Annotated in this window: 28 protein-coding genes; 18 read left to right on the top strand and 10 right to left on the bottom strand. The window is 70.8% G+C overall.

What is annotated here, in order from left to right:
• Positions 1 to 110 precede the first annotated feature (110 nt).
• The 3 genes from QOL69_RS02095 to QOL69_RS02085 all read left to right on the top strand — a co-directional run bounded on the left by QOL69_RS02095 (position 111) and on the right by QOL69_RS02085 (position 2,045).
• Positions 111 to 356 (top strand): PRC-barrel domain-containing protein, encoded by a 246-nt coding sequence (locus QOL69_RS02095; RefSeq protein WP_048077860.1) that lies wholly within the window; start codon positions 111 to 113, stop codon positions 354 to 356.
• Entirely contained in the window at positions 356 to 814 is a 459-nt protein-coding gene (locus QOL69_RS02090) for an NOB1 family endonuclease (protein WP_048077861.1), read from the top strand. The genes QOL69_RS02095 and QOL69_RS02090 overlap by 1 nt, the downstream gene beginning before the upstream one ends.
• Positions 815 to 944: 130 nt before the next feature.
• Entirely contained in the window at positions 945 to 2,045 is a 1,101-nt protein-coding gene (locus QOL69_RS02085; protein ID WP_283401851.1) for a DUF2891 domain-containing protein, read from the top strand.
• On the opposite strand, the gene uppS is transcribed toward QOL69_RS02085, so the two are convergent.
• A complete protein-coding gene (gene uppS / locus QOL69_RS02080) occupies positions 2,042 to 3,013 on the bottom strand; it encodes a polyprenyl diphosphate synthase (RefSeq protein WP_283401850.1) in 972 nt (323 codons plus the stop codon). The two genes, QOL69_RS02085 and uppS, sit on opposite strands and share 4 nt — an antisense overlap.
• A gap of 64 nt (positions 3,014 to 3,077) precedes the next feature.
• Here uppS and lwrS point away from each other — a divergent pair, with 64 nt between their 5' ends.
• Positions 3,078 to 3,461 (top strand): LWR-salt protein, encoded by a 384-nt coding sequence (gene lwrS / locus QOL69_RS02075; RefSeq protein WP_283401849.1) that lies wholly within the window; start codon positions 3,078 to 3,080, stop codon positions 3,459 to 3,461.
• Positions 3,462 to 3,545: 84 nt separating this feature from the next.
• Entirely contained in the window at positions 3,546 to 4,199 is a 654-nt protein-coding gene (locus tag QOL69_RS02070) for an HAD family hydrolase (RefSeq protein WP_283401848.1), read from the top strand.
• 7 nt (positions 4,200 to 4,206) lie between these two features.
• On the opposite strand, the gene QOL69_RS02065 is transcribed toward QOL69_RS02070, so the two are convergent.
• Positions 4,207 to 4,341, bottom strand: a complete 135-nt coding sequence (locus QOL69_RS02065) for a hypothetical protein (RefSeq protein ID WP_255331287.1) — start codon at positions 4,339 to 4,341, stop codon at positions 4,207 to 4,209.
• Between the two features lie 210 nt (positions 4,342 to 4,551).
• Here QOL69_RS02065 and QOL69_RS02060 point away from each other — a divergent pair, with 210 nt between their 5' ends.
• A complete protein-coding gene (locus QOL69_RS02060) occupies positions 4,552 to 4,899 on the top strand; it encodes a PadR family transcriptional regulator (protein ID WP_283401847.1) in 348 nt (115 codons plus the stop codon).
• Positions 4,900 to 4,924: 25 nt separating this feature from the next.
• A complete protein-coding gene (locus tag QOL69_RS02055; protein ID WP_048077866.1) occupies positions 4,925 to 5,419 on the top strand; it encodes a CopG family ribbon-helix-helix protein in 495 nt (164 codons plus the stop codon).
• Between the two features lie 510 nt (positions 5,420 to 5,929).
• On the opposite strand, the gene QOL69_RS02050 is transcribed toward QOL69_RS02055, so the two are convergent.
• Entirely contained in the window at positions 5,930 to 8,167 is a 2,238-nt protein-coding gene (locus QOL69_RS02050) for an AAA family ATPase (protein ID WP_283401846.1), read from the bottom strand.
• Between the two features lie 556 nt (positions 8,168 to 8,723).
• On the opposite strand from QOL69_RS02050, the gene endA reads away from it, so the two are divergent.
• The 3 genes from endA to QOL69_RS02035 all read left to right on the top strand — a co-directional run bounded on the left by endA (position 8,724) and on the right by QOL69_RS02035 (position 11,268).
• Positions 8,724 to 9,875: a tRNA-intron lyase gene (gene endA, locus QOL69_RS02045; protein ID WP_283401845.1), complete on the top strand. Its 1,152-nt coding sequence runs from the start codon at positions 8,724 to 8,726 to the stop codon at positions 9,873 to 9,875.
• Between the two features lie 53 nt (positions 9,876 to 9,928).
• Positions 9,929 to 10,531 (top strand): LURP-one-related family protein, encoded by a 603-nt coding sequence (locus tag QOL69_RS02040; protein WP_283401844.1) that lies wholly within the window; start codon positions 9,929 to 9,931, stop codon positions 10,529 to 10,531.
• Between the two features lie 530 nt (positions 10,532 to 11,061).
• On the top strand, positions 11,062 to 11,268 hold the full coding sequence (locus QOL69_RS02035) for a hypothetical protein (protein WP_048077868.1): 207 nt from the start codon (positions 11,062 to 11,064) through the stop codon (positions 11,266 to 11,268).
• Between the two features lie 28 nt (positions 11,269 to 11,296).
• Here QOL69_RS02035 and serS read toward each other — a convergent pair whose 3' ends face one another.
• From serS to QOL69_RS02020, 3 genes are all read right to left on the bottom strand, one after another.
• On the bottom strand, positions 11,297 to 12,670 hold the full coding sequence (gene serS, locus QOL69_RS02030) for a serine--tRNA ligase (RefSeq protein ID WP_283401843.1): 1,374 nt from the start codon (positions 12,668 to 12,670) through the stop codon (positions 11,297 to 11,299).
• 112 nt (positions 12,671 to 12,782) lie between these two features.
• On the bottom strand, positions 12,783 to 13,022 hold the full coding sequence (locus tag QOL69_RS02025; RefSeq protein ID WP_048077870.1) for a DUF6199 family natural product biosynthesis protein: 240 nt from the start codon (positions 13,020 to 13,022) through the stop codon (positions 12,783 to 12,785).
• A gap of 83 nt (positions 13,023 to 13,105) precedes the next feature.
• Complete coding sequence (locus QOL69_RS02020; protein ID WP_283401842.1) at positions 13,106 to 13,648, bottom strand: DUF8162 family protein; 543 nt, start codon at positions 13,646 to 13,648, stop codon at positions 13,106 to 13,108.
• Between the two features lie 159 nt (positions 13,649 to 13,807).
• On the opposite strand from QOL69_RS02020, the gene QOL69_RS02015 reads away from it, so the two are divergent.
• The 5 genes from QOL69_RS02015 to yciH all read left to right on the top strand — a co-directional run bounded on the left by QOL69_RS02015 (position 13,808) and on the right by yciH (position 20,246).
• Positions 13,808 to 15,190: a dihydroorotase gene (locus QOL69_RS02015; RefSeq protein WP_283401841.1), complete on the top strand. Its 1,383-nt coding sequence runs from the start codon at positions 13,808 to 13,810 to the stop codon at positions 15,188 to 15,190.
• Positions 15,191 to 15,385: 195 nt separating this feature from the next.
• Positions 15,386 to 16,417: an AAA family ATPase gene (locus QOL69_RS02010; RefSeq protein WP_283401840.1), complete on the top strand. Its 1,032-nt coding sequence runs from the start codon at positions 15,386 to 15,388 to the stop codon at positions 16,415 to 16,417.
• 29 nt (positions 16,418 to 16,446) lie between these two features.
• A complete protein-coding gene (locus QOL69_RS02005; RefSeq protein WP_283401839.1) occupies positions 16,447 to 17,601 on the top strand; it encodes a DUF58 domain-containing protein in 1,155 nt (384 codons plus the stop codon).
• Positions 17,598 to 19,898 (top strand): transglutaminase TgpA family protein, encoded by a 2,301-nt coding sequence (locus QOL69_RS02000; protein ID WP_283401838.1) that lies wholly within the window; start codon positions 17,598 to 17,600, stop codon positions 19,896 to 19,898. Before QOL69_RS02005 ends, QOL69_RS02000 begins: the two co-directional genes overlap by 4 nt.
• A 54-nt stretch (positions 19,899 to 19,952) precedes the next feature.
• Positions 19,953 to 20,246, top strand: coding sequence for a stress response translation initiation inhibitor YciH (gene yciH / locus QOL69_RS01995; protein ID WP_004046732.1), 294 nt, complete (start codon positions 19,953 to 19,955; stop codon positions 20,244 to 20,246).
• A gap of 118 nt (positions 20,247 to 20,364) precedes the next feature.
• On the opposite strand, the gene QOL69_RS01990 is transcribed toward yciH, so the two are convergent.
• On the bottom strand, positions 20,365 to 21,198 hold the full coding sequence (locus tag QOL69_RS01990; protein ID WP_283401837.1) for a geranylgeranylglycerol-phosphate geranylgeranyltransferase: 834 nt from the start codon (positions 21,196 to 21,198) through the stop codon (positions 20,365 to 20,367).
• Between the two features lie 154 nt (positions 21,199 to 21,352).
• On the opposite strand from QOL69_RS01990, the gene QOL69_RS01985 reads away from it, so the two are divergent.
• Together QOL69_RS01985 and QOL69_RS01980 are read left to right on the top strand one after the other, a co-directional pair.
• Positions 21,353 to 21,961: a helix-turn-helix domain-containing protein gene (locus QOL69_RS01985; RefSeq protein ID WP_283401836.1), complete on the top strand. Its 609-nt coding sequence runs from the start codon at positions 21,353 to 21,355 to the stop codon at positions 21,959 to 21,961.
• 69 nt (positions 21,962 to 22,030) lie between these two features.
• Complete coding sequence (locus QOL69_RS01980) at positions 22,031 to 22,192, top strand: hypothetical protein (protein WP_283401835.1); 162 nt, start codon at positions 22,031 to 22,033, stop codon at positions 22,190 to 22,192.
• 37 nt (positions 22,193 to 22,229) lie between these two features.
• Here QOL69_RS01980 and QOL69_RS01975 read toward each other — a convergent pair whose 3' ends face one another.
• From QOL69_RS01975 to fer, 3 genes are all read right to left on the bottom strand, one after another.
• Positions 22,230 to 23,465 (bottom strand): TIGR04347 family pseudo-SAM/SPASM protein, encoded by a 1,236-nt coding sequence (locus QOL69_RS01975; protein ID WP_283401834.1) that lies wholly within the window; start codon positions 23,463 to 23,465, stop codon positions 22,230 to 22,232.
• Positions 23,462 to 23,893: an Htur_1727 family rSAM-partnered candidate RiPP gene (locus tag QOL69_RS01970; RefSeq protein WP_283401833.1), complete on the bottom strand. Its 432-nt coding sequence runs from the start codon at positions 23,891 to 23,893 to the stop codon at positions 23,462 to 23,464. The genes QOL69_RS01975 and QOL69_RS01970 overlap by 4 nt, the downstream gene beginning before the upstream one ends.
• Before the next feature lie 185 nt (positions 23,894 to 24,078).
• Positions 24,079 to 24,468 (bottom strand): ferredoxin Fer, encoded by a 390-nt coding sequence (gene fer, locus QOL69_RS01965; protein ID WP_048078308.1) that lies wholly within the window; start codon positions 24,466 to 24,468, stop codon positions 24,079 to 24,081.
• A gap of 238 nt (positions 24,469 to 24,706) precedes the next feature.
• Between fer and QOL69_RS01960 the strand changes: the two genes are divergently transcribed.
• Positions 24,707 to 25,579 (top strand): CheF family chemotaxis protein, encoded by an 873-nt coding sequence (locus QOL69_RS01960; protein ID WP_283401832.1) that lies wholly within the window; start codon positions 24,707 to 24,709, stop codon positions 25,577 to 25,579.
• Positions 25,580 to 25,700: the final 121 nt, after the last annotated feature.

The raw sequence follows: 25,700 nt of genomic DNA, 5'->3' as shown, positions 1-25,700 counted from the left end.
GTTAAGCCTTTCAAAATGCCGCGACGAACCGCGACGACGAGGGCGACGCCCGTCCGTCGCCCGTCGGACGGCCCGTGGCGTTTAATACCGTCGCCCGGGACCGTGCGGGTATGGTCGACATCCTCGCGGAGAACCTCTCCGGGAAGGCGGTGATGAGCTCCGACGGCACGGAACTCGGGGACCTGTACAACATCACGATGAACCTCGAGTCCGGCGAGCTGAACCACCTGCTCGTCAGCCCGCACGAACAGCTCAGGCCCGGACGCGTCGACTTCGACGTCGACGAGATGGGGCGGCTCCGAGTACCGGTTGCGAACGTGCAGGCGGTGAAAGACTACATCGTCGTCTCCCGCTGATGGAAGTCCTCGACTCGTCCGCGTTCATCCACGAGTACACCACCGACGACGACGTGGTCTCCATTCCGGCGGTCCACGAGGAGCTAACCGGCGAGGTGGCGCTCCGCTTCGACGCGATGGAGGGCTCCGGGATGACGGTGCACGTGCCGGCCCCGGAAGCGGTCGACCGGGTCCGCCGGGCCGCGAAGGGGTCGGGCGACGCCGCGGAGTTGTCAGACACAGACATCCGGCTGATCGCGACCGCCCTGGAGCTTCACGCGACGCTCGTCACCGACGACTACGCGATGCAGAACGTCGCCGAGCGGCTCGACCTCCCGGTCGAGGCTATCGCCCGCGACGGCATCTCGGAGGAGCGGGAGTGGCGGTTCCAGTGTGTCGGCTGTAACCGCACCTTCGACGAGAACAAGGAGCGGTGCCCGATCTGCGGGAGCGACCTCACGCGGAAGAACCCGGCGTGAGCGGCGCGGTACGGTAGATTTCCGCATGACCGGTCGCGACCGGGCGTAACTCCGCGAGAACCGATTTTCTGCGTGCCACCTGATCGCACGCGACCGATCGATTGAACAGGCGGCCCGCCGACCGTCGGGCATGAACGCATTCGAGGAGCTCTCGCCGGACGCGCTCCGCGACGGACGGGCGGAGGCGCTCGACGACGCCGTCGCGACGGCGCTCGCCGCGCATCCGCTCGACGGAGTCGAGACCGAGTACCCGCACTATCAGGGGGTCGTGGAGGGACCGGAGGCCCCGACGCGTCCCGCGGAGAATCACCCCGTCTTCTACGGCTGTTTCGACTGGCACTCGGCGGTCCACAGCCACTGGGCGCTCGTACGCGCGCTCCGGCTCGCCTCAGACCACCCGGACGAGACCGCGATCGAGGCGTCCGTCGACGAGCGGCTGACGGCTCCGAACGTCGCGAGCGAGGTCGACTACATCGACCAGAACGCCGGCTTCGAGGAGCCGTACGGCTGGTCGTGGCTGCTCCGGCTCGCCGCCGAACTCCGCCTGTGGGACGACCCGCGCGCCGACGCGTGGCGCGAGACGCTCGGGCCGCTCGAAGGTCGGATCCGGCGCGGAGTCCGCGAGTCGTTCCTCGGCATCGAGCGCCCGCAGCGCGTCGGCACGCACGGCAACACCGCGTTCGCGCTCACCGGCGTCCTCGATTACGCCCGGGTCGTCGGCGACGCCGACCTCGAATCGGAGACCGAGGCGACGGCCCGCCGCCTCTACGCGGACGACACCGCCGCGGTCGTCGGCGCGGAGCCGGTCGGCTGGGACTTCGTCTCGCCCGCGCTCGTCGAGGCCGACCTGCTCCGGCGCGTCCTCGACCCCGACGCGTTCGCGGCGTGGCTCGACGGGTTCCTCCCGGACCTCGCCGCGCCGCCGCACGACGCGCTGCTCGCGCCGGTCGACGTCGAACCCGACGCGGGCGACGGCGCGGCGATGCACCTGATCGGACTCAACGTCTCCCGGGCGTGGTGTCTCGCGGGGCTGGCCGACGCGCTGGCGGGGCGGGAGGGACCGGCGGCCGAACGGCTCCGGGAGCCGCTGGACGACGCGGCGCGCCGCCACGCCGAGGCGGGGGCCGCGGACGTGCTCACCGACGACTACGCGGGGTCGCACTGGCTCTCCTCGTTCGCGCTGTATCTGCTGACGCGGAACGCGGGCGGGATCGCGCTCGGGGCGGCTTAGCCCGTCTCCGTCGGCTCCGGGGACTCGCTCTCGACCGATGCGGCCGAGTCGCCCTCCGCGATGCCGAGGGCGTCGTCGGAGAGGTCGCTGCCGTCGAGCCGCGGGACGCGCTCCCGGAGTCGGGACGCGGCGGCGCGGGCCTCGGCGAACTCCACCTCGGCGAGCGCGCGCACCAGCGCTGCGGCGCGCTCCGCCCGCGCGCGCTGCCACGACTCCTCGCGCGACTCGTAGGTGCGGATCGCGCGCAGGAAGTCCGCCTCGGAGAACTCCGGCCAGTACGGCGCACAGAAGTAGACGGCGGCCTCGTTCCCGTTCGCGTGCCACGGGAGGAAGTTCGACGTCCGCTCGTCGCCGCCCGTGCGGACGATCAGGTCCACGTCGCGGATCGGCCGGTCGTACAGCCGCGACTCGACGGTCTCGACGTCGACCGCTCCGGGGTCCATCTCGCCGGCGACCACGTCGCGGGCGATGTCGCGGGCGGCGTCGAGCAGCTCGGTCCGGCCGCCGTACGCCAGCGCGACGTTGAGCGTGAACCGGTCGTTGTCGGCGGTGCGCCGCTCCGCGTAGTCGACCGCGTCGCGGACGCGCGGCGGGAGCCGGGGCACGTCGCCGATGACCCGGACGCGCACCCCCTGCTCGTGGACGCGGTCGGCGTCAGCGAACTCCCGGAGCTTACGCTCCAACAGGTCGAAGAGGGGCTCCAGCTCCTCGTCGGGGCGCTCGAAGTTCTCGGTGGAGAAGGCGTAGAGGGTGAGCTCCGAGACCCCGAGGTCGGCGCACCAGTCGAGGACGCGCTCCGTGGTGTCCGCGCCGGCACGGTGACCGTCGGGGGCGTCGTCGCCGCGCTCGCGCGCGTACCGGCGGTTCCCGTCCTGAATGACGGCGACGTGGTCGGGGACGTCGTCGATCTCGCGGCGCAGGTGTCGGCCGTACGCGCGCTCGATGAGACCGCGGAGACGATTCAGCATCCGGATCAATTCACTCGACCGAGGGATATGTACTTTTACCCTCCGGTCCCGCAGCCCCCACGCGATGGACGCCGCCTACGTCTTCCGCGTCGCGTTCCGGCTCGATCCGCCGGACGCCGCCGTCGACCCCGACCGGTTCGAGACGACGATGGAGATCCCCGCGAGCGAGCCCGGCACCGACGGGTGGCTGTTCTTCCGGAACCGCCTGTGGCGCGGCGAGATCGGCGACGAACCGGCGTTCCGCCGGGTCGCCGCGGAGCGGTTGGGCGTCGCGGACGCCGCGGGCGTCGACGTCGTCGCCGTCGACTTCCGCGAACTCCGCACCGACGAGGCGTACCTCGACGCGCTGACGGACGCGATCGCGACGGAGTTGGACCCGTTCAACGCCGAGTCGGTCGATGAAGTGGTCCGCAAGTACCTCGGATCCTCGGTCCACGTCCGGGAGTGACGAGCGGAGGGTGACGGACGGGCGGCGTGACGGTGGGCGAACCCGCAACGCACTTATCCGCACCCTGCCTACGAACGGTCCCCGATGGCCGTCGCCGACTACGACTTCCACCTGTTCGATCTCGACGGGACCCTCGTCGACGCCGAGTGGGAGTACACCCGGACGGTGTTCGACCGCGTCGGCGACCGACTGGGCCGCGAGTTCTCCGACCGGGAGGCGTACGTCCTTTGGCACGGACTCGGCGGGCCGCGCGGCGAGACGCTCCGCGAGTTCGGCGTCGACCCGGACGCGTTCTGGCCGGCGTTCCACGCCGTCGAGGACCCGGTCGCCCGTGCGGAGGCGACGTACCTCCACGACGACGCCGCGCGCCTGCTCGACCACGTGGCGGCGGTCGGCGGCCCGACCGGGCTCGTCACCCACTGTCAGGAGTTCCTCGCCGACCCCGTCCTCGACCGCGTCGATCTCGACGACCGCTTCGACGCGGTCGTCTGCTGCACCGACGAGACGGGGTGGAAGCCCGACCCGGACCCGATCGAGGCCGCGATGGACGAGCTCGGCGTCGACCCTCGGACCGCCCGCGGCTACTACGTCGGCGACGGCGAGAGCGACGTGGCCGCCGCCTGGAACGCCGGACTCGACGCGGTCCACGTCGAGCGCGTCGGCCACGACGACCGCGGGCGGTGCGTTCTCGGCGACCGGCGCGTCGACCGCCTCGACGAACTGGTGGGGCCGACCTGAGCCGTCGCTACGATCCCGTTTGCGTCCGAACCCGTTCCTTGCCGCACTTCGGACAGCGCTCTACGACCTCGTCGGGGTTGATAACCACCGCGCGTCGCTCGTACCGGTGTCGGCAGACGAGCCGTTCGATCGTCTCGCGCATATCGTTTCGTGCGACGATCGGGAGTAAAAACGTTCCGTAGAACCACATATATACACATATTATACGTTATTCGCTCAGTTATTCTTCAGTATAGACGACATTTGGAGAAGAATATTCTTGACACGACATGGTATGTCATTTCGACGTTCCGCCCGGCGGCCGGGCAGTTCCGATCGAAACCGTCGTGAGGCGTCGCGAGAGAGCGGTCGTATGGCGAAGTGGTTCCACAGCGGCCGCCGCCGCGACCTCTGTGCGCTGCTGTACGACCACGGCGAGCTTCGCGCGCAGTCCGCGAAGAGCCGGCTCGAATCGCACTACGACGAGCGGATCGACCCCGGCTCCTTCTACGGGACCCTCTCCGCGCTCGTCGAGAGCGGCTACCTCGACCGGCGGACCGAGGGCATCGCCGACGTGTATACGCTCACCGAGGCGGGCGAGACCGCGCTGCTCGACCACTACGCGTGGCTCGGCGAGCGGATCGACGGCGGGGGAAAGCCGGAGGATGACGACCGACCCAAGGGCGGAGCGGAGCGCGACGAGCCGAACCTCAAGGATTAACAACTTCTGCGGTTTAGGTTAATACATGACAGTCGTCAGCGTGTCTATGCCCGAGGAGTTGCTCGAACGGATCGACCAGTTCTCCGACGAACACGGCTACACCGGCCGCAGCGAGGTCGTCCGCGAGGCCTCCCGGAACCTTCTCGGCGAGTTCGAGGACGCGAAACTCGAAGACCGGGCCTTGATGGCCGTGGTGACCGTCCTCTTCAACTACGAGACGACAAGCGTCGAAGAGCGGATGATGCGGCTGCGCCACGAACACGAGGGGATCGTCGCCTCGAACTTCCACAGCCACGTCGGCTCGCAGTACTGCATGGAGCTGTTCGTGTTGGAGGGCGGCTTGGAGGAGATATCGACGTTCGTGGGGAAGGTGCGCGCGACGAAGGACACGCTCACGGTCGATTACAGCGTCACTCCCGTCGACGAGTTCGGCGCGGGCCCGCTCGGCGAGGGCGGCGCGCACGCCCACGGCCACGGATCCTCAGGAGACACCGAGGACGCGTCCACCGGAGAGGACTGAGCGGACAGATTCCGTGGAAATCCTATTCTGCGGAGGGAAAGTGAGCTGGAACAGCCGGTCTGTGAAGCGTGCTTATAAGGCGGTTATTTCGTGTCTGATGTTGGTGATGGGAATGGGATTGTTGCTGGCGCGGTGAACACCGCCGAAGCCCCAGCCGCGAGGCGGGCGCACGCTCGGTGCGCGCTTCAGTCACTCACTCCGTTCGCTCCTTCCAGTGCTTCCGTCGCCTGTGCCCGCCTCGCGGCTGCCCCTTCGATTCCCACCCCGCACAGCACCGCAACCGCACCTCACACCTCCCCAGCCTCGTCAGTCGCCGTCGCTTCGCTCCGGCGACTGACTCCCTCGCGCGGCGCTCCTCGCGCCCTTAAAAGGGCGCTCGGAGGCGCGCGCCACCGCACCGATCTAGCAGACTATTCTCTACGTTACCTGTATTGACCCATTGAGCGTGAACAACGATCAACTGCGGAGGATTTCAACAAATCTAGCGGATGATTTCCGCGACGGCCGCAATCAGGCGGTCTCGGGGCGGACGGATTCGAGCGCCGCGTCGAAGTCGGCCTCGGTGATGCCGACCTCGTCGGCGTGGTCGTTTGCGGCCTCGCCGTGTTCGTCGGCGACGCGCTCGATGGCGCGCATCGCCGCCGCGCGCGTCAGGGCAGCGATCTCCGCGCCGGAGTACCCCTCCGTCTCGTCGGCGAGCCGGTCGAGGTTGACGCCGTCGACGAGGGGCTTCTCGCGCGTGTGAACGTCGAGGATCTTCCGGCGCGCCTCGCGGTCCGGCTCGGGCACCTCGACGTGCGTCTCCAAGCGGCCGGGGCGGAGCAGCGCCCGGTCGAGCGCGTTCCGCCGGTTGGTCGCCGCGAGAACGACGAGGTTCGGGTTGTCGCTGGCGCGGTCCAGCTCCGTCAGCAGCTGCGAGACGACGCGCTCGCCGACGCCCGAGCCGTCGCCGCCCGCGCCGTCGCGGTCGGTCGCGATCGCGTCGATCTCGTCGAAGAAGATTATCGCGGGGGCCGCCTGCCGCGCGCGGTCGAACAGCTCGCGGACCGCCTTCTCCGACTCGCCGACGTACCGGTCGAGCAGCTCCGGCCCGGCGACCTGGATGAAGTTCACGCCGCTCTCGCCGGCGATGGCGCGCGCGAGCATCGTCTTCCCGGTCCCGGGCGGCCCGTGGAGCAGCACGCCCGTCGGCGGGTCAGCGTCCGCCGCGTCGAAGAGGGGGCCGTACGAGAGCGGCCACGTCACGGCGCGTTCCAGCTCCGCCTTCGCGTCGTCGAGGCCGCCGACGTCGGCGAAGTCGGTCGTCGGCTGCTCGGCGACGTACTCGCGCATCGCGCTCGGCTCGACGTTCGCGTGGGCGGCCTCGAAGTCGGCCTTGCCGACGGTCACGTCGTCGAGCGCCCGGGCGTCCGACTCGCGCGCGCGCCGGAGGGCGGTCATCGCCGCCTCCTGCGCGAGCCCCTCGATGTCAGCGCCGACGAACCCGTGGGTCCGGCTCGCGATCCGGTCTAAGTCCACGTCGTCCGCGAGGGGCATCCGCCGCGTGTGAACGTCGAGGATCTGTCGGCGGCCCGCCTCGCCGGGGACGCCGATCTCGATCTCGCGGTCGAACCGGCCGCCCCGGCGGAGCGCGGGGTCGATGGTGTCGACGCGGTTCGTCGCGCCGATGACGATCACGTCGCCGCGGGCGTCCAGCCCGTCCATCAGCGAGAGCAGTTGGCCGACGACGCGGTTCTCCACGTCGCCGCCGTCGTCGCGCTTGCCGGCGATCGAGTCGATCTCGTCGAAGAAGATTATCGCGGGGGCGCTCTCACGGGCTTCGGTGAACTTCTCGCGGAGCTTCTCTTCGCTTTCGCCCTTGTACTTCGACATGATCTCCGGGCCGTCGACGGTGATGAACGTCGCGTCCACCTCGTTGGCGACGGCGCGGGCGATGAGCGTCTTCCCGGTCCCCGGCGGCCCGTGGAGCAGGACCCCCTTCGGCGGGTCGATGCCGAGCCGCGTGAACACCTCCGGCTCCGAGAGCGGGAGTTCGATCGTCTCGCGGACCAGCTCTAGCTCCTCGTCGAGCCCGCCGATGTCCTCGTAGGTCGCGCCCGCCGTGCGCTCCTCAGGCGGCGAGTCGCCGGCGGCGGGCTGACCGTCGCTCCCGGGCGGACCCGACCGGTCGGTCGGTCCGGAGTCCGGGTCGCTCCCGGCTCTCGCGGGTGCGTCCGCGGAAGCCGGAGCGGACCCCGCATCGCCCTCGTACGCGACCGACACGTCCGTCGACGCGGTGATCCGAACGGTGCCCGCGGGATCAGTCCGCGCGACGACGAACCGGAGGCCGCCGAGCCGCTCGACGTGGACGGCCTCGCCCTCGGTGACGGGGCGGTCGCGGAGTTCGCGGGAGAGCGCCCGCTCTATCACCTCGCGGCTCACGTCCACGTCGGCGAGGCGGCCGGGCGCGGAGAGGGTGATGGCGTCGGCGTCGGAGACGTCGACGGGGGCGATCGTCACGGTGTCGCCGACCTTCACGCCGGCGTTCGCGCGGGTGTCGGCGTCGATGAGGACGGAGCCCTCGGCGGCGTCGGGACCGCCCGGCCACACCTTCGCGACGGCGGTACGCTCGCCGCGCACCTCGACCGTGTCGCCGCTGAGGAGGGCAAGCCGCTTGCGGGCCGACTCGGGGAGCCTGGCGATGCCCCGGCCCGCGTCCCGCTTCTCGGCGGCACGCACCGTGAGCCGGAGCCCTGCGGTGTCGTTCATACCCGTCGTTCTCGCCGGCGGCTCTTTATGCTTGTCCGGTTCCGTCGCGAGTCGGTTCCCCGTCCGTAGATGAAGATCCGAAACGGCCGTGAGAGGTAGCGACGATTGCTTATAAAAAGTGGTCGCGGTGGCGCGTGCCTCCGAGCGCCCCGCAGGGCGCGAGGAGCACGCGCGAGGGAGTCAGTCGCCGGAGCGGAGCGACGGCGACTGACGAGGCTGGGGAGGCGTGAGGTGCCGTGCTGTGCGGGGCGGGACTCGAAGGGGCAGCCGCGGGGCGGGCGCAGGCGAAGTAAGGACCGCAGGGAGCGAACGGAGTGAGCGACTGAGGACCGCAGCGAGCGTTCGCCCGCCCCGCGGCTGGGGCTTCGACGGCGTTCGTGTTGATCGCCCGTTTATAAGCGGTTACCGCGTCGTACAGCCGAGCGGCTGGGGTTTCGGCGGCGTTCGTCGTCGACTCGTACGCAACTAGTTATAAATCAACTACTCGATCCGCTTTGTCCCAGTCCCACGAGTACCGACCGGAACCCCCTTCCCTCGGCCGCCCGCGGTGACGGACATGCACCCGACGGGACACCTGCGCGACGAGACGGTCCGCGTCGGCGGGGACGCCCGCCAGCGCTTCTACGACGGCCGGGGATACGGGCGACCGCTCGACGGCGACGAGATCGCGCTCTCGCGGGTCGAGGCCGCGCACCTCCTGTTCCGCGGCGACCTCTCCGGGATCGCGCTCGCCGACGACGCCGACCCGGTCGGCTTCGAGCGCTTCTTCGTCGCGAGCGCGGCCGCGGCCGACCGCTTCGCGGTGCGGTTTCTCGTCTACTCCGATCTCCGCGACCGCGGCTTCTACCTCTCGCCCGCCCGCGACCCGTGGCCCGGCGGGCGCGACGCGCCGAGCGACGCGGTCGACTTCGTCGCCTACGAGCGCGGCGAGACGCCCGACACGGGCAACGTGAAGTACCCCATTCAGGTCGTCGGCGAGCGCGAGTCCGTCGCGGCGAGCGGGCTCGCCGGGCGGACCCTCGCGGTCGTCGACGAGGAGTCCGACATCACCTACTTCGCGGCCGAGCGCGGCGCGATCGAGGGGTCGACCGACTACGAGCCGCCGAGCGACCTGACCGGCGTCCTCCTCGCGGACCGCGTCGTCGTCTGGGACGCCCCGGCGGACCTCCACGAACACGGCTTCTACGGCCAGCCGCTCACGGGGCGGGCCGCCGACGTCGAGGGCGCGCTCCAGCTCTCGCTCGTCGAGGCTGCGTCGCTGGCCGCGGACGACCGGCTGTCGGTGTCGGCCTCGGTGGAAGATTCGGCGGGGAACTCTCGCGACTCCGACGACGCCGCCCGGGTCGTCGCCCGCGGCCGCGACGTGGAGGGCGAGCGGTTCGACCGCCGGCTCGCCGTGTACGAGCGCCTCCGAGCGGCCGACGCGGTCCCGAAGACCGGGTTCAAGTTCGGCGCGGACTTCCGGACGTACCTCGACGTGGAGACGGTCGAAGACCTCCCGCACTCCGAGCACCTCGTGCGCGTCGTCGAGCGCGATCACCGCTTTTCGCCCCGGGAGCTCTCCCTCGACGTGCGGCTCGCCGGCGGCGTCCGCAAGGAGATGGCCTTCGCGCTGGTCGAGGCGGACGGGGAGACGGTCGGCGAGACCCCCGAGAAAACCGACGGCGATCCGATCGAGTGGCTCTCGATCGACCGGCTGACGCCCTGAGAGTCGTCCGAACGAACGGAAGCCTTTTTTGACGCCTCCCCGTCCCCGAACCCATGCCGCTGCCCTCCGCGTCCGAGTCCGAGCAGAGCGCGTACGACATCTCCACCGTGGACCTCAGCGACGACCGCTACGAGGTGAAACAGTCGATGGTGCGGAACAAGTACGCCGTCCGCGACAGCGCCGGAAACGTCGTCTTGCGCGGGAAACAGAAGCTGTTCAAGCTGAAAGAGGAGTTCCCGTTCGTCACCGGCGACGACGAGGACGCCTTCTCCGTGAAGGCGGGCGGCATCGTGGACATCGGAGGCAACTACGCCATCGTCGACGCGGGCACCGGCGAGGAGGTCGTCGTCTTAGACGAGGACTACTCGCTGTTCGTCGAGAACTGGACGATCCGCGACCCCGAGACCGGCGAGGCACTGGCGACGATTCAGTCGAAGAACAAGCTGCTCTCGGCGCTCCGGCACCTCGTCTCGGTCGCGAACTTCATCCCGAACAAGTACGAGATATTCGACGCCGACGGCGGCCACGTCGGCGACATCGAGGGGAAGTTCTCGCTGCGCGACGAGTACACCGTCACCGTCGACGACGCGAGCGACGTGCCGAAGGAGGCCGTCGTCGCCGCCGCGTGCGTCCTCGACGCGCTGGAGAACAAGTAGCGATACGCGTGGGGCCCCGACGGAAACGGTGACACGAGCCTTACGCTGTACAGAGAGCGTTTCACTTACAACTCGCCGATCGACAGGAACACCGCCGAAGCCCCAGCCGCTCGCTACGACGAAACCGACGCTGTGATCAAGACCACCGAAGCCCCAGCCGCGAGGACTTGCGCGACTCGCTGTGCTCCTCGGTCGTTCGCTTCGCTCACTCCCTGTGGTGCTTACTTCGTCGTGCTTCGTCCTCGCGACTGCCCCTTCGAGTCCCGCCCCGCACAGCACCGCACTCACACCTCCCCAGCCTCGTCGGCCGCGTCCGTCGGGCTCCCTTCGGTCGCCCTCGTTGCGGCCGACTCCCTCGCGCGTGCTGCTCGGCCGCGAGGCGGCCTCGCAGGCGCGCGCCACCGCACCGATCTGGTGGATCGGTCGCTAAGTCTCCTGTACTGAGCAATTCGTGAGACTCTACCGAACGGTTTATTCCTATTTTCCTGCCGAAACGTTATCGTCGGAGGGCGAACGAGACTCAGAGACCCATGATCGACGACGTTGTCGAACTCGTCTTCGATGTCCTGCTCGGATTCGTTCCGAACGTCGTGTTGGGGGCGATCGCGCTGGTCGTCGGGCTCGTGACGACGGCCGTCGGAATCGCAACGCTGAGCGACCCGGGAATGATGGGCGAAGCGCTGACGGTCGTCGGCCTCTCGGTGGTGGCCGGCGTCCTGATCCTCTGGCGTCGGTAGCGGTTCGGGCCGATCGCGCCCGGCCCGCTCACTCCCCGCTTCCGAGCTTCGTCTCGCCGACCGGGTCGTGCCCCTCGATGACCTCGGTGCCGCCCATGTACGGGCGCAGCGCCTCGGGAACGGTGACGGTGCCGTCGTCGTTCTGGTAGTACTCCAAGACCGCGACGACGATCCGGGGGACCGCGAGCCCGGAGCCGTTCAGGGTGTGGAGGTACTCCGCGGACTCGTGGTGTTCTTCGCGGTACTGGATGCCGGCACGGCGCGCCTGAAAGTCCTCGAAGTTCGAGACCGAGGAGACCTCCAACCAGCGGCCGCCCTCTTCGGGGCCCTCGTCCATGTCGTCGCCGGGTGCCCACACCTCCACGTCGTACTTCTTCGCCTGCGTGAAGCCGAGGTCGCCGGTACACATCTCAAGGATGCGATAGGGAAGCTCCAGCCGACGGAGCACCTCCTCGGCCTCGTCGACGAGCCCCTCGAAGCGCTCGTCGCTCTCCTCGGGGCGGACGAAGTTCACCATCTCCACCTTGTTGAACTGGTGGACGCGGACGATGCCGCGCGTCTCGGTGCCGTGTTCGCCCGCCTCCTGCCGGAAGTTCGGGGTGTACGCCTGATACTTGAGCGGGAGGTCCTCGCCGAGCAGGATCTCGTCGCGGTGGAGGTTGGTGACGGGCACCTCCGCGGTCGGGAGCAGCCAGAGGTCGTCGTCGTCGTACGCGTCCTCGTTCGATCCCTCCACTCGGTAGGCGTCCTCGGTGAACTTCGGGAGCTGACCGGTGCCGCGCATCGAGGCGGAGTTGACCGGGATCGGCGGGAACACGTCCTCGTACCCCTGCTCGCGGTGGACATCGAGCATGAACTGGATCAGCGCGTGTTCGAGGCGCGCGCCGTCGCCCTTCGCGACGTAGAAGCCGCCGCCGGCGACCTTCGCGCCGCGCTCGAAGTCTAAGATTTCGAGGTCCTCGCCGAGGTCGTAGTGCGGCGTCACCTCCTCGGGGAGCTTGCGGAGGTCGTCGAACCCCTCGCGGCGGCGCTCGACGTTCTCGGACTCGTCTTCGCCCACAGGGACGGAGTCTTGCGGGATCTGCGGGAGTTCGAGCAGCGACTCCTCCAGTTCGGTCTCTAGTTCCTCGGCGCGCTCCTCGATCCCCTGAAGCTCCGACTTGAGCTCCTGCGAGCGCTCGATCGCCTCCTGGGCCGCCTCCTCCTCGCCGGCCCCCTTCAGTTCGCCGATCTTCGAGGAGACCTCGTTGCGCTCGTGGCGCAGGTCGTCGCCGCGCTGTTTCAGCTCCCGCCACTCCTCGTCGACGTCGAGTATCCGGTCGAGGTCGACGTCGACGCCCTTGTTGTCGAGCGCCTCGCGGACGACCTCGGGGTTCTCCCGGACGAACTGTCGAGACAGCATTTGCCGGGAGTTCCGCGGGGCGACCCAAAACCGTATCGGAGCGTCGACAGCGGGTGGCACGGTCGGTTGCGGGCGGCGTCGGTTCCGATCGCCGGAAGGGCGTCGACGACCGTCAGGGGAGTATCCTGAAGCTCGTGTACAACATGAACAGCGCGAGACCGGCGACGACGACGCCCATGACGCGCATCAGCAGGATCCGCGTGTCGCTCGGCTCGATCGTCTCCGTCGAGCCGTCCGCGGAGCGCAGGTTCCATCGGGTCAGTCGACGGGGGAACGCCGCCATCGCCAGCGCGCCGCCGGCGACGAGGAGGGGAACGACGGCGAAGAACAGCCGGAAGGGAGCGGGGAACATACCCGAGCTTACGACGCGACCCCGAGGAAAATCTTACGCCTCGGAGCGGTTCCGCGGCGCGCCGCGACCCGTTCGAGCGCCGCTCAGTACCCGCCCGGCAGCGCCATGCCGACGGCGAGCGCGACCAGCGGGACCGCGGCGACGAACGCGTACCACAGGCCGGCCGCGACGAGGAGGAGCCACGTCGAGGGACCGTACCCCGTCGAGTCCCAGTCGAGTCCGAGGCGCGGAAGCCCGATCACGGCGACCGCGGGGGCGACGAGGCCGACGAGGAGCCCGCCGAACAGGGCGGTGTCGAGGAAGCCCTCGCTCCAGCCGGGACCGGCCGAGTCGACGAGCGCGACGGTGAGGACGACGCCGGCGAGATACGGGATCGAGAGCCCGACCGCGACGGCGACGTACGAGGGGAGGGTCCGGCCCGCCGGCGGGAGCGCGCGGAACAGGGCCCGAACCCGCTTGACGGCGAGGAACGGTGCGCACAGTCCCGCGGCGACGAGACCCGGAAACAGGAACAGCGCGGCCGTCCACAGCCAGCCGACGAGCGAGTCCGCGACCGCGGAGACCGCGAGCGGAGAGACTGCGAGCAGAGAGATCGAAGCCGAGAGCGACAGGAGGGCGAGGGCCATGCGAGTGAGGAGACGCCGGAGACGGCAAACCTCTTGTGGTGACGTCTGCGGTCCGTCGCCTCGTGGCGGCGTCCGGCGGTCCGTCGGCGCGATCGGGCCGCGACGCCCGCCGGGCGGAACCGCCAGCGTTTATCCCGCGCGCCGCGAGCGGGGGACACGATGCTTATCACGGGCGCGACGCTGGCCGACGGCCGGGTACGGGACGTGCGGATCGGCGACGACGGACGGATCGACGCGGTCGCCGAGGGGCTGGACGCCGACGCCGGCGAGCGCGTGCTCGAAGCGCGCGGGAGACACCTGCTCCCGGGCGCGGTCGACGTCCACGTTCACTTCCGCGAACCGGGCGGGAGCCACAAGGAGACGTGGAGTTCCGGCTCGCGCAGCGCGGCCGCGGGCGGGGTGACGACCGTCGTCGACCAGCCGAACACCTCGCCGCCCACCGTCGACGGCGAGGCGTTCGACGAGAAGGCGGCGCTCGCCGCCGAGTCGCTCGTCGACTACGGGATCAACGGCGGCGTGACCCCCGACTGGGACCCGGAGAGCCTGTTCGACCGGCCCCTGTTCGCGCTCGGCGAGGTGTTCCTCGCGGACTCGACGGGCGACATGGGGATCGACGCCGACCTGTTCGGGGAGGCGCTCGACGAGGCGACCGCCCGCGGCGTCCCCGTGACGGTCCACGCCGAGGACGCGACGCTGTTCGACGAGAGCGCCCTCGACGGCGACCTCGGCGGGATCGGGACGGCCGCAATCGCGGACGCGTGGTCCGCCTACCGGACCGCCGACGCGGAGGTCGCGGCCGTCGAGCGCGCGCTCGCGGCGGCCGCGGACCGCGACGCGCGGGTCCACATCGCGCACACCTCGACGCCGGAGGCGGTCGACGCCGTTGTGGAGGCCCGCGAGGGGAGGGCCGACGGCGACGAGGGGGGCGAGGCCGGCAGAGCCGGGACCGACGCGGCCCCCAGCGTCACCTGCGAGGTGACGCCGCACCACCTGTTCCTCTCCCGCGAGCGGACGCGGTCGCTCGGGACGTTCGGGCGGATGAACCCGCCGCTCCGCTCCGAGGAGCGCCGCGAGGCGCTGTTCGCGCGACTCGCCGCGGGCGACGTCGACGTGGTCGCGACCGACCACGCGCCGCACGCCGTCGACGAGAAGCGGCGGGGGCTCGTCGACGCGCCAAGCGGCGTCCCGGGGGTCGAGACGCTGTACCCGCTGCTGCTCGAATCGGTCCGAACGGGGGAGCTGTCGCTCGAACGCGTCCGCGACGTCGTCGCCGCGAACCCGGCCGAGACGTTCGGACTCGACCGGAAGGGACGGGTCGCCGAGGGGTACGACGCCGACCTCGTCTTAGTCGACACCGCCGACCCGCGGGAGATCGAGGCCGCCGCGCTCCACAGCGCCTGCGCGTGGACCCCCTTCGAGGGGCTCCGCGGCGTCTTCCCCGAGGTCACGCTCGTCCGCGGAGAGGTCGTCTACGAGCGCGATCCCGCGACCGGGGCGGCGTCGTTCGGCGACGCCGTCGGGCGGAACGTCCGGGACGCCTGACCGTCGCGGCTCCCGGAACGCGTAGTCGCCGTAGCTCCCCGTTCTCCGTACCGTTCGGGAGTTCGGCCGGCGGAACGCATATGCCGTTCCTCTCCTTACCCGAGTCATATCGATGATCACGGGGAGCATTCGCACGGTCGTACCCGGACGGGCAACCGCGCCGGACGAGACCCGCCCGGACGAGATCGACCGGCTATGACGGACCCCGGAGAGCCGGGACCGATCGGAGCGGACCCCGCGGAGTCCGGCGACGGCGAGGGGGAGTCGGTGAGGGCCGCCTCCGACACCGCCGCGGCGGGCGAACCCGAGACGCCGGCGGACGTCGCCGCGCTCGCGGACCGAATCGCGAGCGCGGTCGAAGAGGTGATCGTCGGCAAGCGCGACGCGGTCGAACACGTCCTCGTCACGGTGTTGGCGCGCGGCCACCTCCTCGTCGAGGACGTGCCGGGCGTCGGGAAGACGACGCTCGCGAAGTCGGTCGCGCGCTCGATCGACGGCTCGTTCAAGCGCGTCCAGTTCACGCCCGACCTCCTTCCCTCGGACATCACCGGCGTCAACGTCTTCAACCGTCGAACGGACGAGTTCGACTTCCAGCCCGGGCCGGTGTTCGCGAACGTCGTCCTCGGCGACGAGATCAACCGCGCGCCGCCGAAGACGCAGTCGGCGCTACTGGAGGCGATGGAGGAGAACCAGGTGACCACCGACGGGACGACGCGGAGCCTGCCGGACCCGTTCTGCGTGATCGCGACCCAGAACGACGTCGAGCCGGGACAGACCTACGAGCTGCCCGTCGCGGAGGTCGACCGCTTCACGAAGAAGATCCGGCTCGGCTACCCGGACACCGACGAGGAGGCGGCGATCCTCGACCGGCTCGCCGGTGAACACCCGGTCGACGCGGTGGAGCCGGTCGCGACGGTCGGGGACGTGCGGCGCGCCCGGGCGATCGTCGGCGAGATCGAGGCCTCGGAGGCGGTCAGGGAGTACGTGGCCCGGCTCGCGGTGTTCACCCGCCGGAACGCCGAACTCGGCGCGAGCCCCCGCGGGAGCCTCGCGCTGATCCGGGCATCGCAGGCCCGCGCCGCCCTCGACGGCCGCGGGTACGTGATCCCCGACGACGTTCAGGCCGAGGCACCGACCGTACTCTCGCACCGAATCCGGACCGAGGCGGGCGGGACCGACGGCACCGACGTCGTCGACGACGCGCTCGACCGAGTCCGGGTGGAGTGATCGACGGTGCCGGCTCCCCCCGCACACCGATGACCGCTTCGCTCACCCGCCGGGGGCGCGTCGCCGGCGTCGCCGGACTCGTCGCGGTCGCCAGCGCGCTCGTCGCCGGCGGCCGCGCGCTCGACGCGGTCGTGCTCCCGGTCGCCGTCGCGCTCGCCGCCGGCTACGTTCAGGTGTCGCGCGTCGAGACCCCCCCAGTGCGACACGTGCCGCCGCCGGACGGGTTCGTCGGGGAGACGCGGGACGTGCGCTTGGAGTTCGGCTCCGGGGCGACGCGAGGTGACGGCACCGCCTCTCTCTCGTTTCTCGCCGACATCCACGTGCGCGTCGACGAGGGGCTGGACGGGCCGACGACACCGATTCGGGCGTCCGTCGGGACGGAGCCGATCTCGTACCGCGTGACGTACCGCCGGCGCGGCGAGCGGGTCCTCGGACCGATCGACCTCACCGTCACCGACGTGTTCGGGCTGTTCGAGCGCGACCTCGTCGTCGACGAGACCGCCGCGGTGATCGTCTACCCGCCGCGCGACCCGATCCCGACCGGGTTCCGGCGGGCGCTACGCGCGGCCGACGCGGTCGACGTGAGCCGGGAGCGCGAGGAGTTCGACCGGCTCCGCGAGTACACCCGCGGCGACGCGGTCCGCGACGTCCACTGGGCGACGACCGCCAAGCGCGACGAGATCGTCGTCAAGGAGTTCGCGGCCGAGACTGCCCGGAACCAGGTGACGATCGCGGGCGGGACCGCCGTCAGCGGCGGCGACGAGATCACCGGGTTCGGGACCGCAGATCGGGGCGACGGCTCGGCCGACGATCGTCCCCCGAGCGCGGCGGCGGCCGACGAGCTCGCGCGGGCGACCGTCAGCCTCGCGCTGGCGCTGCTCGACGACGGCGTCCCCGTCGAGGTGGCGCTGCCGGCCGGACGCGCGTCGGCGTCGCCGGGCGGGCGCGGGCGGCGCGAGGTGCTCGAACTCGCGGCGCGGACCGGCCCGGGGACGGTGACCGACGACGACGCCGACGTGACGGTCATCGCCGACACGAGCGGTGCCCGGTTCCGGACCGGTGACCGGTCCGTCTCGTTCGCCGACCTGCGCCGCGAGGCGGACGAGGAGCGCGCCGCGACCGGCGACCCCGGACGGGGGCGGACAGGCGCGGCGTCGGAGAACCGAGAGGTGACGCCGTCGTGAGCCGCGAATCGTCCGGGGAGACGGCTCGCCTCGCGGCGGCGGACGGCGGCGATCGGCGCGTCGCCGACCCGGCGGTCGTCGGCGTCGTCGTCGCCGCCGCGGCGTACCTCGCGGTCTTCTTCCGGGTGACGAACGTCGTCGGCGGGACGGCGCGGACCGCCGCCGTCGTCGCGGTCGCCGGGATCGGCGGGCTGGCGCTGGCGCGGGTCGTGAGCGAGCGGACCGCGCTGTGGCTGGCCACAGGGGTTCTCGTCGCCGGCCTGTCGGGGTACCTGTTCGCGATCCCCGAGAGTCAGCGCGCGCTGTTCACCGTCCGCAGCGTCGCCCTCGACGTCCTCGCGCTGTCGACCGGTCTCTCCGTGTTGCGGCTGGCGCTCGCGGACATATGGGTGCTCGCCGTGGCACCGGTGCCGACGTTCCTCGTCGGCTACTTCGCCGGCCGCGGCCGCCACGTCGCGGCCGCGACCGCCGCCGGCGGGACCCTCGGATTCCTCGTGCTCACCGGCGACGCCGGCACGTGGGCGGCGGTCGCCGGCGTCGTCGGGCTGGCGCTCGCCGTCGGTCTCTCGACGCTCTCGACGCCGAGCCGCCGCCGCGGCCACGCCGGCACGTTCGCGGTGGTGGTCGCGGCGATGGTCGTCGCGAGCGCGACGGTCACCGTGATCCCGGCGGGCGGGGCGGCACCGCTCGGGATCGACCGCGGCACGGCGACGCTGGAGTCGAGCCTGAGCGGCGACGACGAGCTGACGGTCGTCGGGACGACGCGGCTCTCACCGGAGGTGCGATACACGATCGAGAGCCCGGTCGAACGGAACTGGCACACGGGCGCGTACGACACCTACACCGGCGACGGCTGGGTCAGGACCGGGGAGCGGTCCACCCTCGGCGGGTCGCTCTCCGGCCCGCCCGGCTCGACCGAGACCGCCGCCGTGTCGATCACCGCGGAGACCGAGTCGACCGCGCTGCCGGCACCGTGGAAGCCCGTCTCCGCGTCCGGCCCGGGCGACGGGGCGGTCAGGGTCGACGAGCGCGGCAGCCTCCGGCTCGCGGAGCCGCTCGAACCGGGCGAGCGGGCGACCGTGGAGAGCCGCGTGCTCGACGCCGACCCGGCCGACCTCCGGAACGCGAGCGACGGCTACCCGGCGGCGATCGAGGGGCGCTACACGCAGCTCCCGGAGAGCACCCCCGACCGGATCGGCGAGCGGACCGCGGAGATCACGGCGGCGGCGGACGCCGACTCCCCGTACGAGCGGGCGGCCGCGGTCGAGGCGTACCTGCGGTCCGAGTACGACTACTCGCTGACCGTCCAGCGGCCCGAGGGCGACATCGCCGACGCGTTCCTCTTCGAGATGGACGCGGGGTACTGCGTGTACTTCGCGACCACGATGGCGGCGATGCTCCGGTCGCAGGGGGTCCCGACCCGGTTCGAGAGCGGCTACACCTCGGGCCAGCGGGTCGGCGAGGACGAGTACGTCGTCCGCGGGCAGAACGCCCACACGTGGGTGTCGATATACGTCCCGGACCGCGGCTGGGTGGCGTTCGACCCCACTCCCTCCGACCCCCGCGACGAGGCCCGGAACACCCGGCTCGCGGAGGCGCGCGCCGACGGGGCGGAGAACGTCGACACCGAGGCGTCCGCGCCGGACCAGACCTTAGAGGCGGACACCGGGACGGTCCGCCCGGACGCGCTCGGCGGTGACGGCGGCGACGGCGGCGACCCCGCGTCCGACGCGGAGGGGAACGGGTCGAGCGACCCGGCGACAGCGGACGGAAACGAGACGAACGGCTCGGGGAGTGTCTCGTCGGTCGACGTCTCGCGGCTCCAAGGCCCCGAGACCGGCGAGGTTCAACAGACCGGCGGGGGCGACGGCTCCGACGGCGGCGGACTCCTGCCGACGCCGAGCGCGGAGACGGCGATGTACTGGCTGCTCGTCGTCGCGCTCGCGGTCGCGGGCGCTCGGCGGATCGGGGTGACGGACCGCGCGAGCCGACAGATCGGACCGGTCCTGCCGCGGCGGCGACGCGACCCGGCCGCGGACGCCGAGCGCGCGTTCGCGGACCTCGAACGGCTGCTCGCCGGCCGGTATCGCGAGCGGCGACCGGGGGAGACGCCGCGGAGCTACGTCGACGCGGTCCGGACGCTCGGCGCGGATGAGCGCATCGAGACCGTCGCGGCCGCGTACGAGCGCGCCGCGTACGCCGGATCGATAACGCGCGCCGAGGCCGACGAGGCGCGTCGGACGGTCCGGCGGCTCGCGCTCGAACGAGTGCCGCTCATCGGGCGGTTCGTCCGCTGATCGGGGGGCTTCCCGACACTATTTAATACGGGCGTCCTGTAGAATCGGGCTGTAATGTCGGAAGTCTGCTCGACGTGCGGACTGCCCCAGGAACTCTGCGTCTGCGAGGACGTCGCGAAAGAGTCCCAGCAGATCAGCATCCGCATCGACGAGCGCAGGTACGGTAAGGAGGTAACGGTCATCGAAGGCTTCGACCCGAAGGACGTGGACATGAGTTCCCTCTCGTCGGATCTCAAGTCGAAGTTCGCCTGCGGCGGCACCGTCGAGGACGGTGCCATCGAGCTTCAGGGGAACCACTCGGGTCGCGTGGAGGACTTCCTCCGCGACAAGGGTTTCAACGTCGCGTGACCGTCACCTGACCGTTCGCCGTCGAGCGGCGTTTTCGAACGCGACCGTCGTCGTTTTTTCGCAGACTGCGCCGGATAGCGACCGGTCTACCGGACTCGCACAGCGGTCGACGATCGGGTCAGAGGACCACCGCCGCCCGCCCGACGACGAACGCCGCCGCCGCGAGGAACGTGCCGTACTTGAACCGCGACTGCGCGGCGGCGGGGTCGGCGAAGCTCTCGTAGGTCGCGTACAGCATGACCGCGTCGGCGACGGCGACGACGGCGAGGTACGCCGCGCCGAACGTCCCCGAGAGGTACGGGACCGGGCTGGCCGCGACGGCGACGACCAGCGCGGCCGCGCCGATCCACAGCGCGCGGCGCTCCCCGACGGCGATGGGGAGGGTGATGAGTCCCTCCTCGCGGTCGCCGGCCACGTCCTCGACGTCTTTGATCACCTCCCGGGTGAACGTCGACAGGCCGGCGAGCGCGGCGAGGACGGAGACGGCTCGGGGGGTTCCGACCGCGGCCCCGCCGAAGAGGAACGTCGAGCCGACGAGGTAGGCGACGAGAGCGTTGCCGAGGCCGGGGGTCCCCTTGAACAGGCTCGTGTAGGTGACCAGGGCGACGAGGTTCACCGCAGCGATGCCGATCGAGAGCGGCGGGAGGGGGACCGCGGCCGCGACCGCGATCGCGAACCAGCAGACGGCGGTCGCGAGCGCGCCGCGCGGCGAGACCGCTCCCCGGGGAATCGGGCGGTCCGGTCGGTTGACGGCGTCGATGTCGCGGTCGAAGTAGTCGTTGATCGCGTTGCCCGCGGCGACCGCGAAGACGGTCGTCGCGGCCGCGAGCGCCGTTGGGAGGGCGGCACCGCTCGCGCCCGCGACGAACGCGCCGGTCGCCGTGAGGGCCCCGGCGGCGACGCAGTTGCCGAGGCGCGCGAGTTCGACGATACCGCGGAGCGTGTCTCGCACGTCGTCCGCGTACTCCCGCCCGCGAGGAATAAACGGTGCGGGATCGGTCGGCGTCGCGTCCGATCAGCCGCTCGCTCGGAGCCGACGCGGACCGCCGCGCCGGACTCCGGGAATCCACCGAAAGGTAAAACCCGTGCCGTCCGTAGCGACTGACATGTCCGACGCCGCCGGGGCCGACGGTGACCGGCGTCTGCGGGTCGACCTCGACGTCGACCCCGCGGCCGGGAGCGGGTGTCCGATCGTCGCCGAGAGCGACGACGCCGCGGCGGTCGCGGTCAACGCGGTCGGCGACGACTGCGTCGTCGACGTGACGACGCCGGACGGCGACGTGCGCCGCGGGACCGGCGAGGTCGACGAGGACTGCCTCTGTCACGCGTTCGGACGGGTCGGCTGCGCGCCGCACTTCCGGCGCGTCGAGGACGGGACGATACTCGTGACCGCGTACGTCGACGACCGGAGCGCCGTTCGCGGCCTCGTCGAGGAGCTACGCGGCGTCGTCGAACGGGTGCGGCTCGTCCGGCTCGCGGTCGTCGAGGGGCCGGACGCGACCGAACAGGTCACCTTCGACCTCTCCTCGCTGACGCCGAAACAACGGCGCGGCCTCGAACTCGCGGTCGTCCGCGGCTACTTCGACGACGACCGCGACGTGCGCCTGAGCGACCTGGCCGACGAGCTGGAGATCAGCAAGTCCGCGCTCTCACAGCGGCTCCGCACGGCGCAGGCGAAGCTGGTGACCGACGTCTTCGACGGCGGCGAGCGGTGATCGGAGCCTTTTGAAACGGTACACAGGTGAAGCGAGAGGCGGACGGGTCGTCGAGTCGTTCCACCGGGCATGAGCGACGACGACCCGCCGGTGCCCGAGCCGGTCCGAGACGAGACCACCGTCGAACTCGTCCGCGACGCGATCGGCGTCGCCCGCGGCGAGGTGCCAGCCGAGCGGTTCTCGGCGAAGTACGGCACGGGTCGAGAGTCGGACGGCGACGGCGGGGAGTGAACCGGCCGGGGGAGGGGGTGGCCGACTCGGAGGCGGCTCAGTCGTCGGCGGGCGCGGACCGGTCGCCGGCGTCGAGCCGCGCGAGCGCCTCCTCGCCGGCGCGCTCCGGCTCTGTGAGGTAGCACTTCGGATCGGGCGCGAACGGGTCGCCGTGCGCCGAGAGCGCGCGGAGCCGCGAGCCGCCCCGGCAGATCGACTGGTACGCGCAGTCGGCGCACCGCCCCGAGAGGCGTTCCTCCCGCTCCCGGAGCCCGGAGAGGAGCGGGTTCGACTCGTCGGACCAGATCGCGCCGAACGAGCGGTCGCGGACGTTCCCCGGCGAGTACCCCTGCCAGAACTGCGTGAGGTGGACGTTGCCGACGGGGTCGACGTCCGCGACGCGCTCGCCGGTCGGGTCGCCGCCGTTGCGTTCGAGGTACCGGTAGATCAGCGCCGCGCGGTCGGTCCCCATCTCGCGGTCGGCGTACTCGACGAGGTGGCCCGCGTCGGCGTAGTTGCCGACGAGCAGCGTCTCTATCTCCTCGCCCGCCTCGTGGTACTCGCGGGTGAGGTCACAGAGGTCCCTGACCGCCTTCCGGGTCGCCTCGGGCGAGAGGTCCACGTCCGAGATGTCGGCCCCGCGACCGCCGTAATCGAGGTGATAGAAGCAGAACCGGTCGACGCCGACGTCGGTGAGCAGGTCGACGACGCCCGCGAGGTCGTCGACGTTGTGTTCGGTGATCGTGTACCGCAGCCCCGTCTTGAGCCCGACGTCGAGGCAGGCCTCGATCCCGCGGACCGCGGCGTCGAACGCGCCCTCCTCGCCGCGGATCCGGTCGTTGCGCTCGGGAAGCCCGTCGACCGAGACGCCGGCGTACTTGAGGCCCGCCTGTTTCAGCTCTCGGGCGCGCTCGCGGGTGAGGAGGGTTCCGTTCGTCGAGAGGACGGGTCGGACCCCGCTGTCGTCGGCGTACGCGACGAGTTCTGCGAGGTCCTCGCGGACGAGGGGTTCGCCCCCGGAAAACAGCAGGACCGGGACGCCGAACTCGGCGAGGTCGTCGATGAGGGCCTTCCCCTCCGCGGTCGACAGCTCGTTCGGCGCGCCCTCTGCGTCGGCACCGGCGTAGCAGTGCTCGCAGTAGAGGTTACACCGCTTCGTGGTGTTCCAGACGACGACCGGGCGCTGCTGTTTATCCTCCGTGATCTGCGGTTTCTTCGAGCCGTCGGCCGCGTCGTAGCGGAGCCCGTCGCTCTCGGCGTCGAGCCCGCAGAGCAGCTTGCTGACGGAGATCATCGCGACCCCCCCGCGTCGTCGGTGTCGGCCGCGTCGGCCGCGGGCGCGCCGCCACGGGAGACGGTCGGCGTCCCCTCCGTCTCCTCGTAGACGCGCGGCTCGTCCCCGTCGTCGGACAATTCGGCGTCAGAGTCGCCGTCCGCCGACCCGTCGGAGCCGTCGTCCGCCGGCCCGTCGGATTCCTCGTCCGCGAGCGACTCCGCGGAGTACCGCGACACCTCCGCGGCCGGACACACCCACACGTCGCGGGCGTACCACGCGAAGAGCTTGCTCGCCTCCTCGTGAGCCACGTCGGCCGTCGGCGCGGCGACCGTGCCGACGTGGCGGAGGGGGTCCGACTCCTCCTCGCGGACGAACACCTCGAACCGGCGACCGTCGGCCGACCGCGGCCCGCCGGCGTCCTCGCTTCGGCTCGTCTTCTCGACCATACCCCCCGTACGGACGGTTCCCCGAACGGGGTTTCGCGCGTTCTCACGGCCGCGAAATTCGCCCGAACAGGTTCGGGCAGGACGAGCGCAGGGCTACTCGGAGACGTGATCGAGAGGAGTGCGAGGACCGCGACGGCGGCGATCCCGCGTGAGAACGGTCCGCTACCGGAGTAGGGGAGAGCCGATCAGATGACGCGGTTCTGCAGGTAGTCGAGGTGTTTCGCGTTGTAGACGATCTTGACCTCGTCGGTGGCCGGACTCCCGATACAGGTGAGCCGGACGTTCTTCTCTTCGACTTCCTCGTCGGAGAGGATCTGCTGCATGTCCATGTCGATGTCGCCTTTCTTGACGATGGACGCGCAGTTCGCACACGCACCGGCGCGGCACGAGAAGGGCCAGTCGTAGCCCTGCGCCTCGGCGGATTCGAGGATGTACTCGCCCTGGTTGACTTCGAGGGTACCGTAATCCTCGTCGTCGAGGTCGGCGTCGGCCGCCTCCTCGAAGAGGTCGTCGTCGTCCATCGACCAGCCGTGGTCGTCGAGCACTTCGTAGTTGAGGTATTCTACTGTGGGCATCACCTGCCGGTTTGAAGCCCACGTCATTAGGCTTTGCTGTTCCCCGCCTGTCGCCCTCGGAGAGAGGGGCGCGTGACCGAACACGTTCGGACCGGCAGCGGCGGTTCCGGCCGTTCTTGGGGGGCTGACGGACCGCACCCTGCCCTCATCGGCGTGCGTCCGACGGCGTGACAGCTCGTTATCACGACTGATACGGTGTGAGTAACAATAAATAGCGTACGGCACTCAGATGGTATCGATGGAGGAGTCCGTCGTCGCCGACTTCGTCGGCCGCGTTCACGCGGCGAGCCTACAGACCGACGAGCCGGCGACCGGGCGCGTGCTGTTGAGCCAGCGACGACTGGTCCTCGCGACGGACGACGGCAAGGAGACGGTCCCGCTCTCGCAGGTGTTCGACGTCGTCGTCGGCAGCGTCCCCGGCGACCTGCGCTCGTTTTTCAACGACAGCGTCACCGTCGCGTACGAGCGCGACGGGACGCGGCGGTCGGCGCTCGTGGAGGGCGAGTCCGAGGACATGGACCGGTTCGTCAGGCTGCTGTTCACGGTGCTGTTGCGAAACGTGACCGTCACGGTGCGACACCCGGCGAAGGTCGGCGGCCGCGTCACGGACGCGACCGACCACCGCGCGTCGGTGTCGGTGTCGCCGGGCGAGATCCGGTTCGACGACTGTCCCGAGCCCTTCACGGTCGACCTCTCTTCCGTGATCGACTACGAGCGCACGGACCGGACCCTCGGCGGAACGAAGCGGCCCGCCTTGGTCTTCCGCCACGTCGACGGCGACGACCGGACGGTCACGTCGATCACGACCGTGCCGAACGAGCGGGCGCTCAACATCCTCGGCCGGTACATCAAGATCGAGTACGACGAGGCGATGGAGGACCTCGACTCGTTCGACCCGACCGAAGAGCAGCTGGAGATCCTCGTCTCCATCTACTCGGCCGGCGGCGAGGCGAACATCTCGGACGTCGTCACCGGCGACGTCACCCAGACGTCGATGATCCTCGACACGCTGCGCGAGGCCGACCTCGTCGCCGACGGCGAGAGCGGCGCGGCGCTCACCCGCAAGGGACAGATGATCGTGAGTTCCTACCTCGAATCGGTCAACGCGTAGCGGTAGGCCGACGCGTGGCGGCGGGAGAGTGCCCCCGCCGTGAGCGACCCGCGCGTTCGAGACTCTGTCCGCGGTCGACCCGCGCGGGGGAAGCTTCATGCTTGTGTAACCGTAGGTATCT

The sequence above is a fragment of the Halorubrum sp. DM2 genome (assembly GCF_901686465.1).
In the GTDB taxonomy this organism is placed as follows: Archaea; Halobacteriota; Halobacteria; order Halobacteriales; family Haloferacaceae; genus Halorubrum.
This window is presented reverse-complemented; position numbering and strand designations above follow the sequence as displayed.

What these genes read in the sequence shown, in the direction of transcription:
- QOL69_RS02035 (WP_048077868.1), top strand. Translation starts at nt 11,062, where the DNA reads ATGATCGACGACGTTGTCGAACTCGTCTTCGATGTCCTGCTCGGATTC.
- QOL69_RS02005 (WP_283401839.1), top strand. Translation starts at nt 16,447, where the DNA reads ATGACCGCTTCGCTCACCCGCCGGGGGCGCGTCGCCGGCGTCGCCGGA.
- uppS (WP_283401850.1), bottom strand. Translation starts at nt 3,013, where the DNA reads ATGCTGAATCGTCTCCGCGGTCTCATCGAGCGCGCGTACGGCCGACAC.
- QOL69_RS01975 (WP_283401834.1), bottom strand. Translation starts at nt 23,465, where the DNA reads ATGATCTCCGTCAGCAAGCTGCTCTGCGGGCTCGACGCCGAGAGCGAC.
- endA (WP_283401845.1), top strand. Translation starts at nt 8,724, where the DNA reads ATGCACCCGACGGGACACCTGCGCGACGAGACGGTCCGCGTCGGCGGG.
- QOL69_RS02065 (WP_255331287.1), bottom strand. Translation starts at nt 4,341, where the DNA reads ATGCGCGAGACGATCGAACGGCTCGTCTGCCGACACCGGTACGAGCGA.
- QOL69_RS02095 (WP_048077860.1), top strand. Translation starts at nt 111, where the DNA reads ATGGTCGACATCCTCGCGGAGAACCTCTCCGGGAAGGCGGTGATGAGC.
- QOL69_RS02040 (WP_283401844.1), top strand. Translation starts at nt 9,929, where the DNA reads ATGCCGCTGCCCTCCGCGTCCGAGTCCGAGCAGAGCGCGTACGACATC.
- QOL69_RS02070 (WP_283401848.1), top strand. Translation starts at nt 3,546, where the DNA reads ATGGCCGTCGCCGACTACGACTTCCACCTGTTCGATCTCGACGGGACC.
- QOL69_RS02090 (WP_048077861.1), top strand. Translation starts at nt 356, where the DNA reads ATGGAAGTCCTCGACTCGTCCGCGTTCATCCACGAGTACACCACCGAC.
- QOL69_RS01980 (WP_283401835.1), top strand. Translation starts at nt 22,031, where the DNA reads ATGAGCGACGACGACCCGCCGGTGCCCGAGCCGGTCCGAGACGAGACC.
- fer (WP_048078308.1), bottom strand. Translation starts at nt 24,468, where the DNA reads ATGCCCACAGTAGAATACCTCAACTACGAAGTGCTCGACGACCACGGC.
- QOL69_RS02060 (WP_283401847.1), top strand. Translation starts at nt 4,552, where the DNA reads ATGGCGAAGTGGTTCCACAGCGGCCGCCGCCGCGACCTCTGTGCGCTG.
- QOL69_RS02085 (WP_283401851.1), top strand. Translation starts at nt 945, where the DNA reads ATGAACGCATTCGAGGAGCTCTCGCCGGACGCGCTCCGCGACGGACGG.
- QOL69_RS02025 (WP_048077870.1), bottom strand. Translation starts at nt 13,022, where the DNA reads ATGTTCCCCGCTCCCTTCCGGCTGTTCTTCGCCGTCGTTCCCCTCCTC.
- serS (WP_283401843.1), bottom strand. Translation starts at nt 12,670, where the DNA reads ATGCTGTCTCGACAGTTCGTCCGGGAGAACCCCGAGGTCGTCCGCGAG.
- QOL69_RS02020 (WP_283401842.1), bottom strand. Translation starts at nt 13,648, where the DNA reads ATGGCCCTCGCCCTCCTGTCGCTCTCGGCTTCGATCTCTCTGCTCGCA.
- QOL69_RS02050 (WP_283401846.1), bottom strand. Translation starts at nt 8,167, where the DNA reads ATGAACGACACCGCAGGGCTCCGGCTCACGGTGCGTGCCGCCGAGAAG.
- QOL69_RS01985 (WP_283401836.1), top strand. Translation starts at nt 21,353, where the DNA reads ATGTCCGACGCCGCCGGGGCCGACGGTGACCGGCGTCTGCGGGTCGAC.
- QOL69_RS02010 (WP_283401840.1), top strand. Translation starts at nt 15,386, where the DNA reads ATGACGGACCCCGGAGAGCCGGGACCGATCGGAGCGGACCCCGCGGAG.
- QOL69_RS02015 (WP_283401841.1), top strand. Translation starts at nt 13,808, where the DNA reads ATGCTTATCACGGGCGCGACGCTGGCCGACGGCCGGGTACGGGACGTG.
- yciH (WP_004046732.1), top strand. Translation starts at nt 19,953, where the DNA reads ATGTCGGAAGTCTGCTCGACGTGCGGACTGCCCCAGGAACTCTGCGTC.
- lwrS (WP_283401849.1), top strand. Translation starts at nt 3,078, where the DNA reads ATGGACGCCGCCTACGTCTTCCGCGTCGCGTTCCGGCTCGATCCGCCG.
- QOL69_RS02055 (WP_048077866.1), top strand. Translation starts at nt 4,925, where the DNA reads ATGACAGTCGTCAGCGTGTCTATGCCCGAGGAGTTGCTCGAACGGATC.
- QOL69_RS01970 (WP_283401833.1), bottom strand. Translation starts at nt 23,893, where the DNA reads ATGGTCGAGAAGACGAGCCGAAGCGAGGACGCCGGCGGGCCGCGGTCG.
- QOL69_RS01960 (WP_283401832.1), top strand. Translation starts at nt 24,707, where the DNA reads ATGGAGGAGTCCGTCGTCGCCGACTTCGTCGGCCGCGTTCACGCGGCG.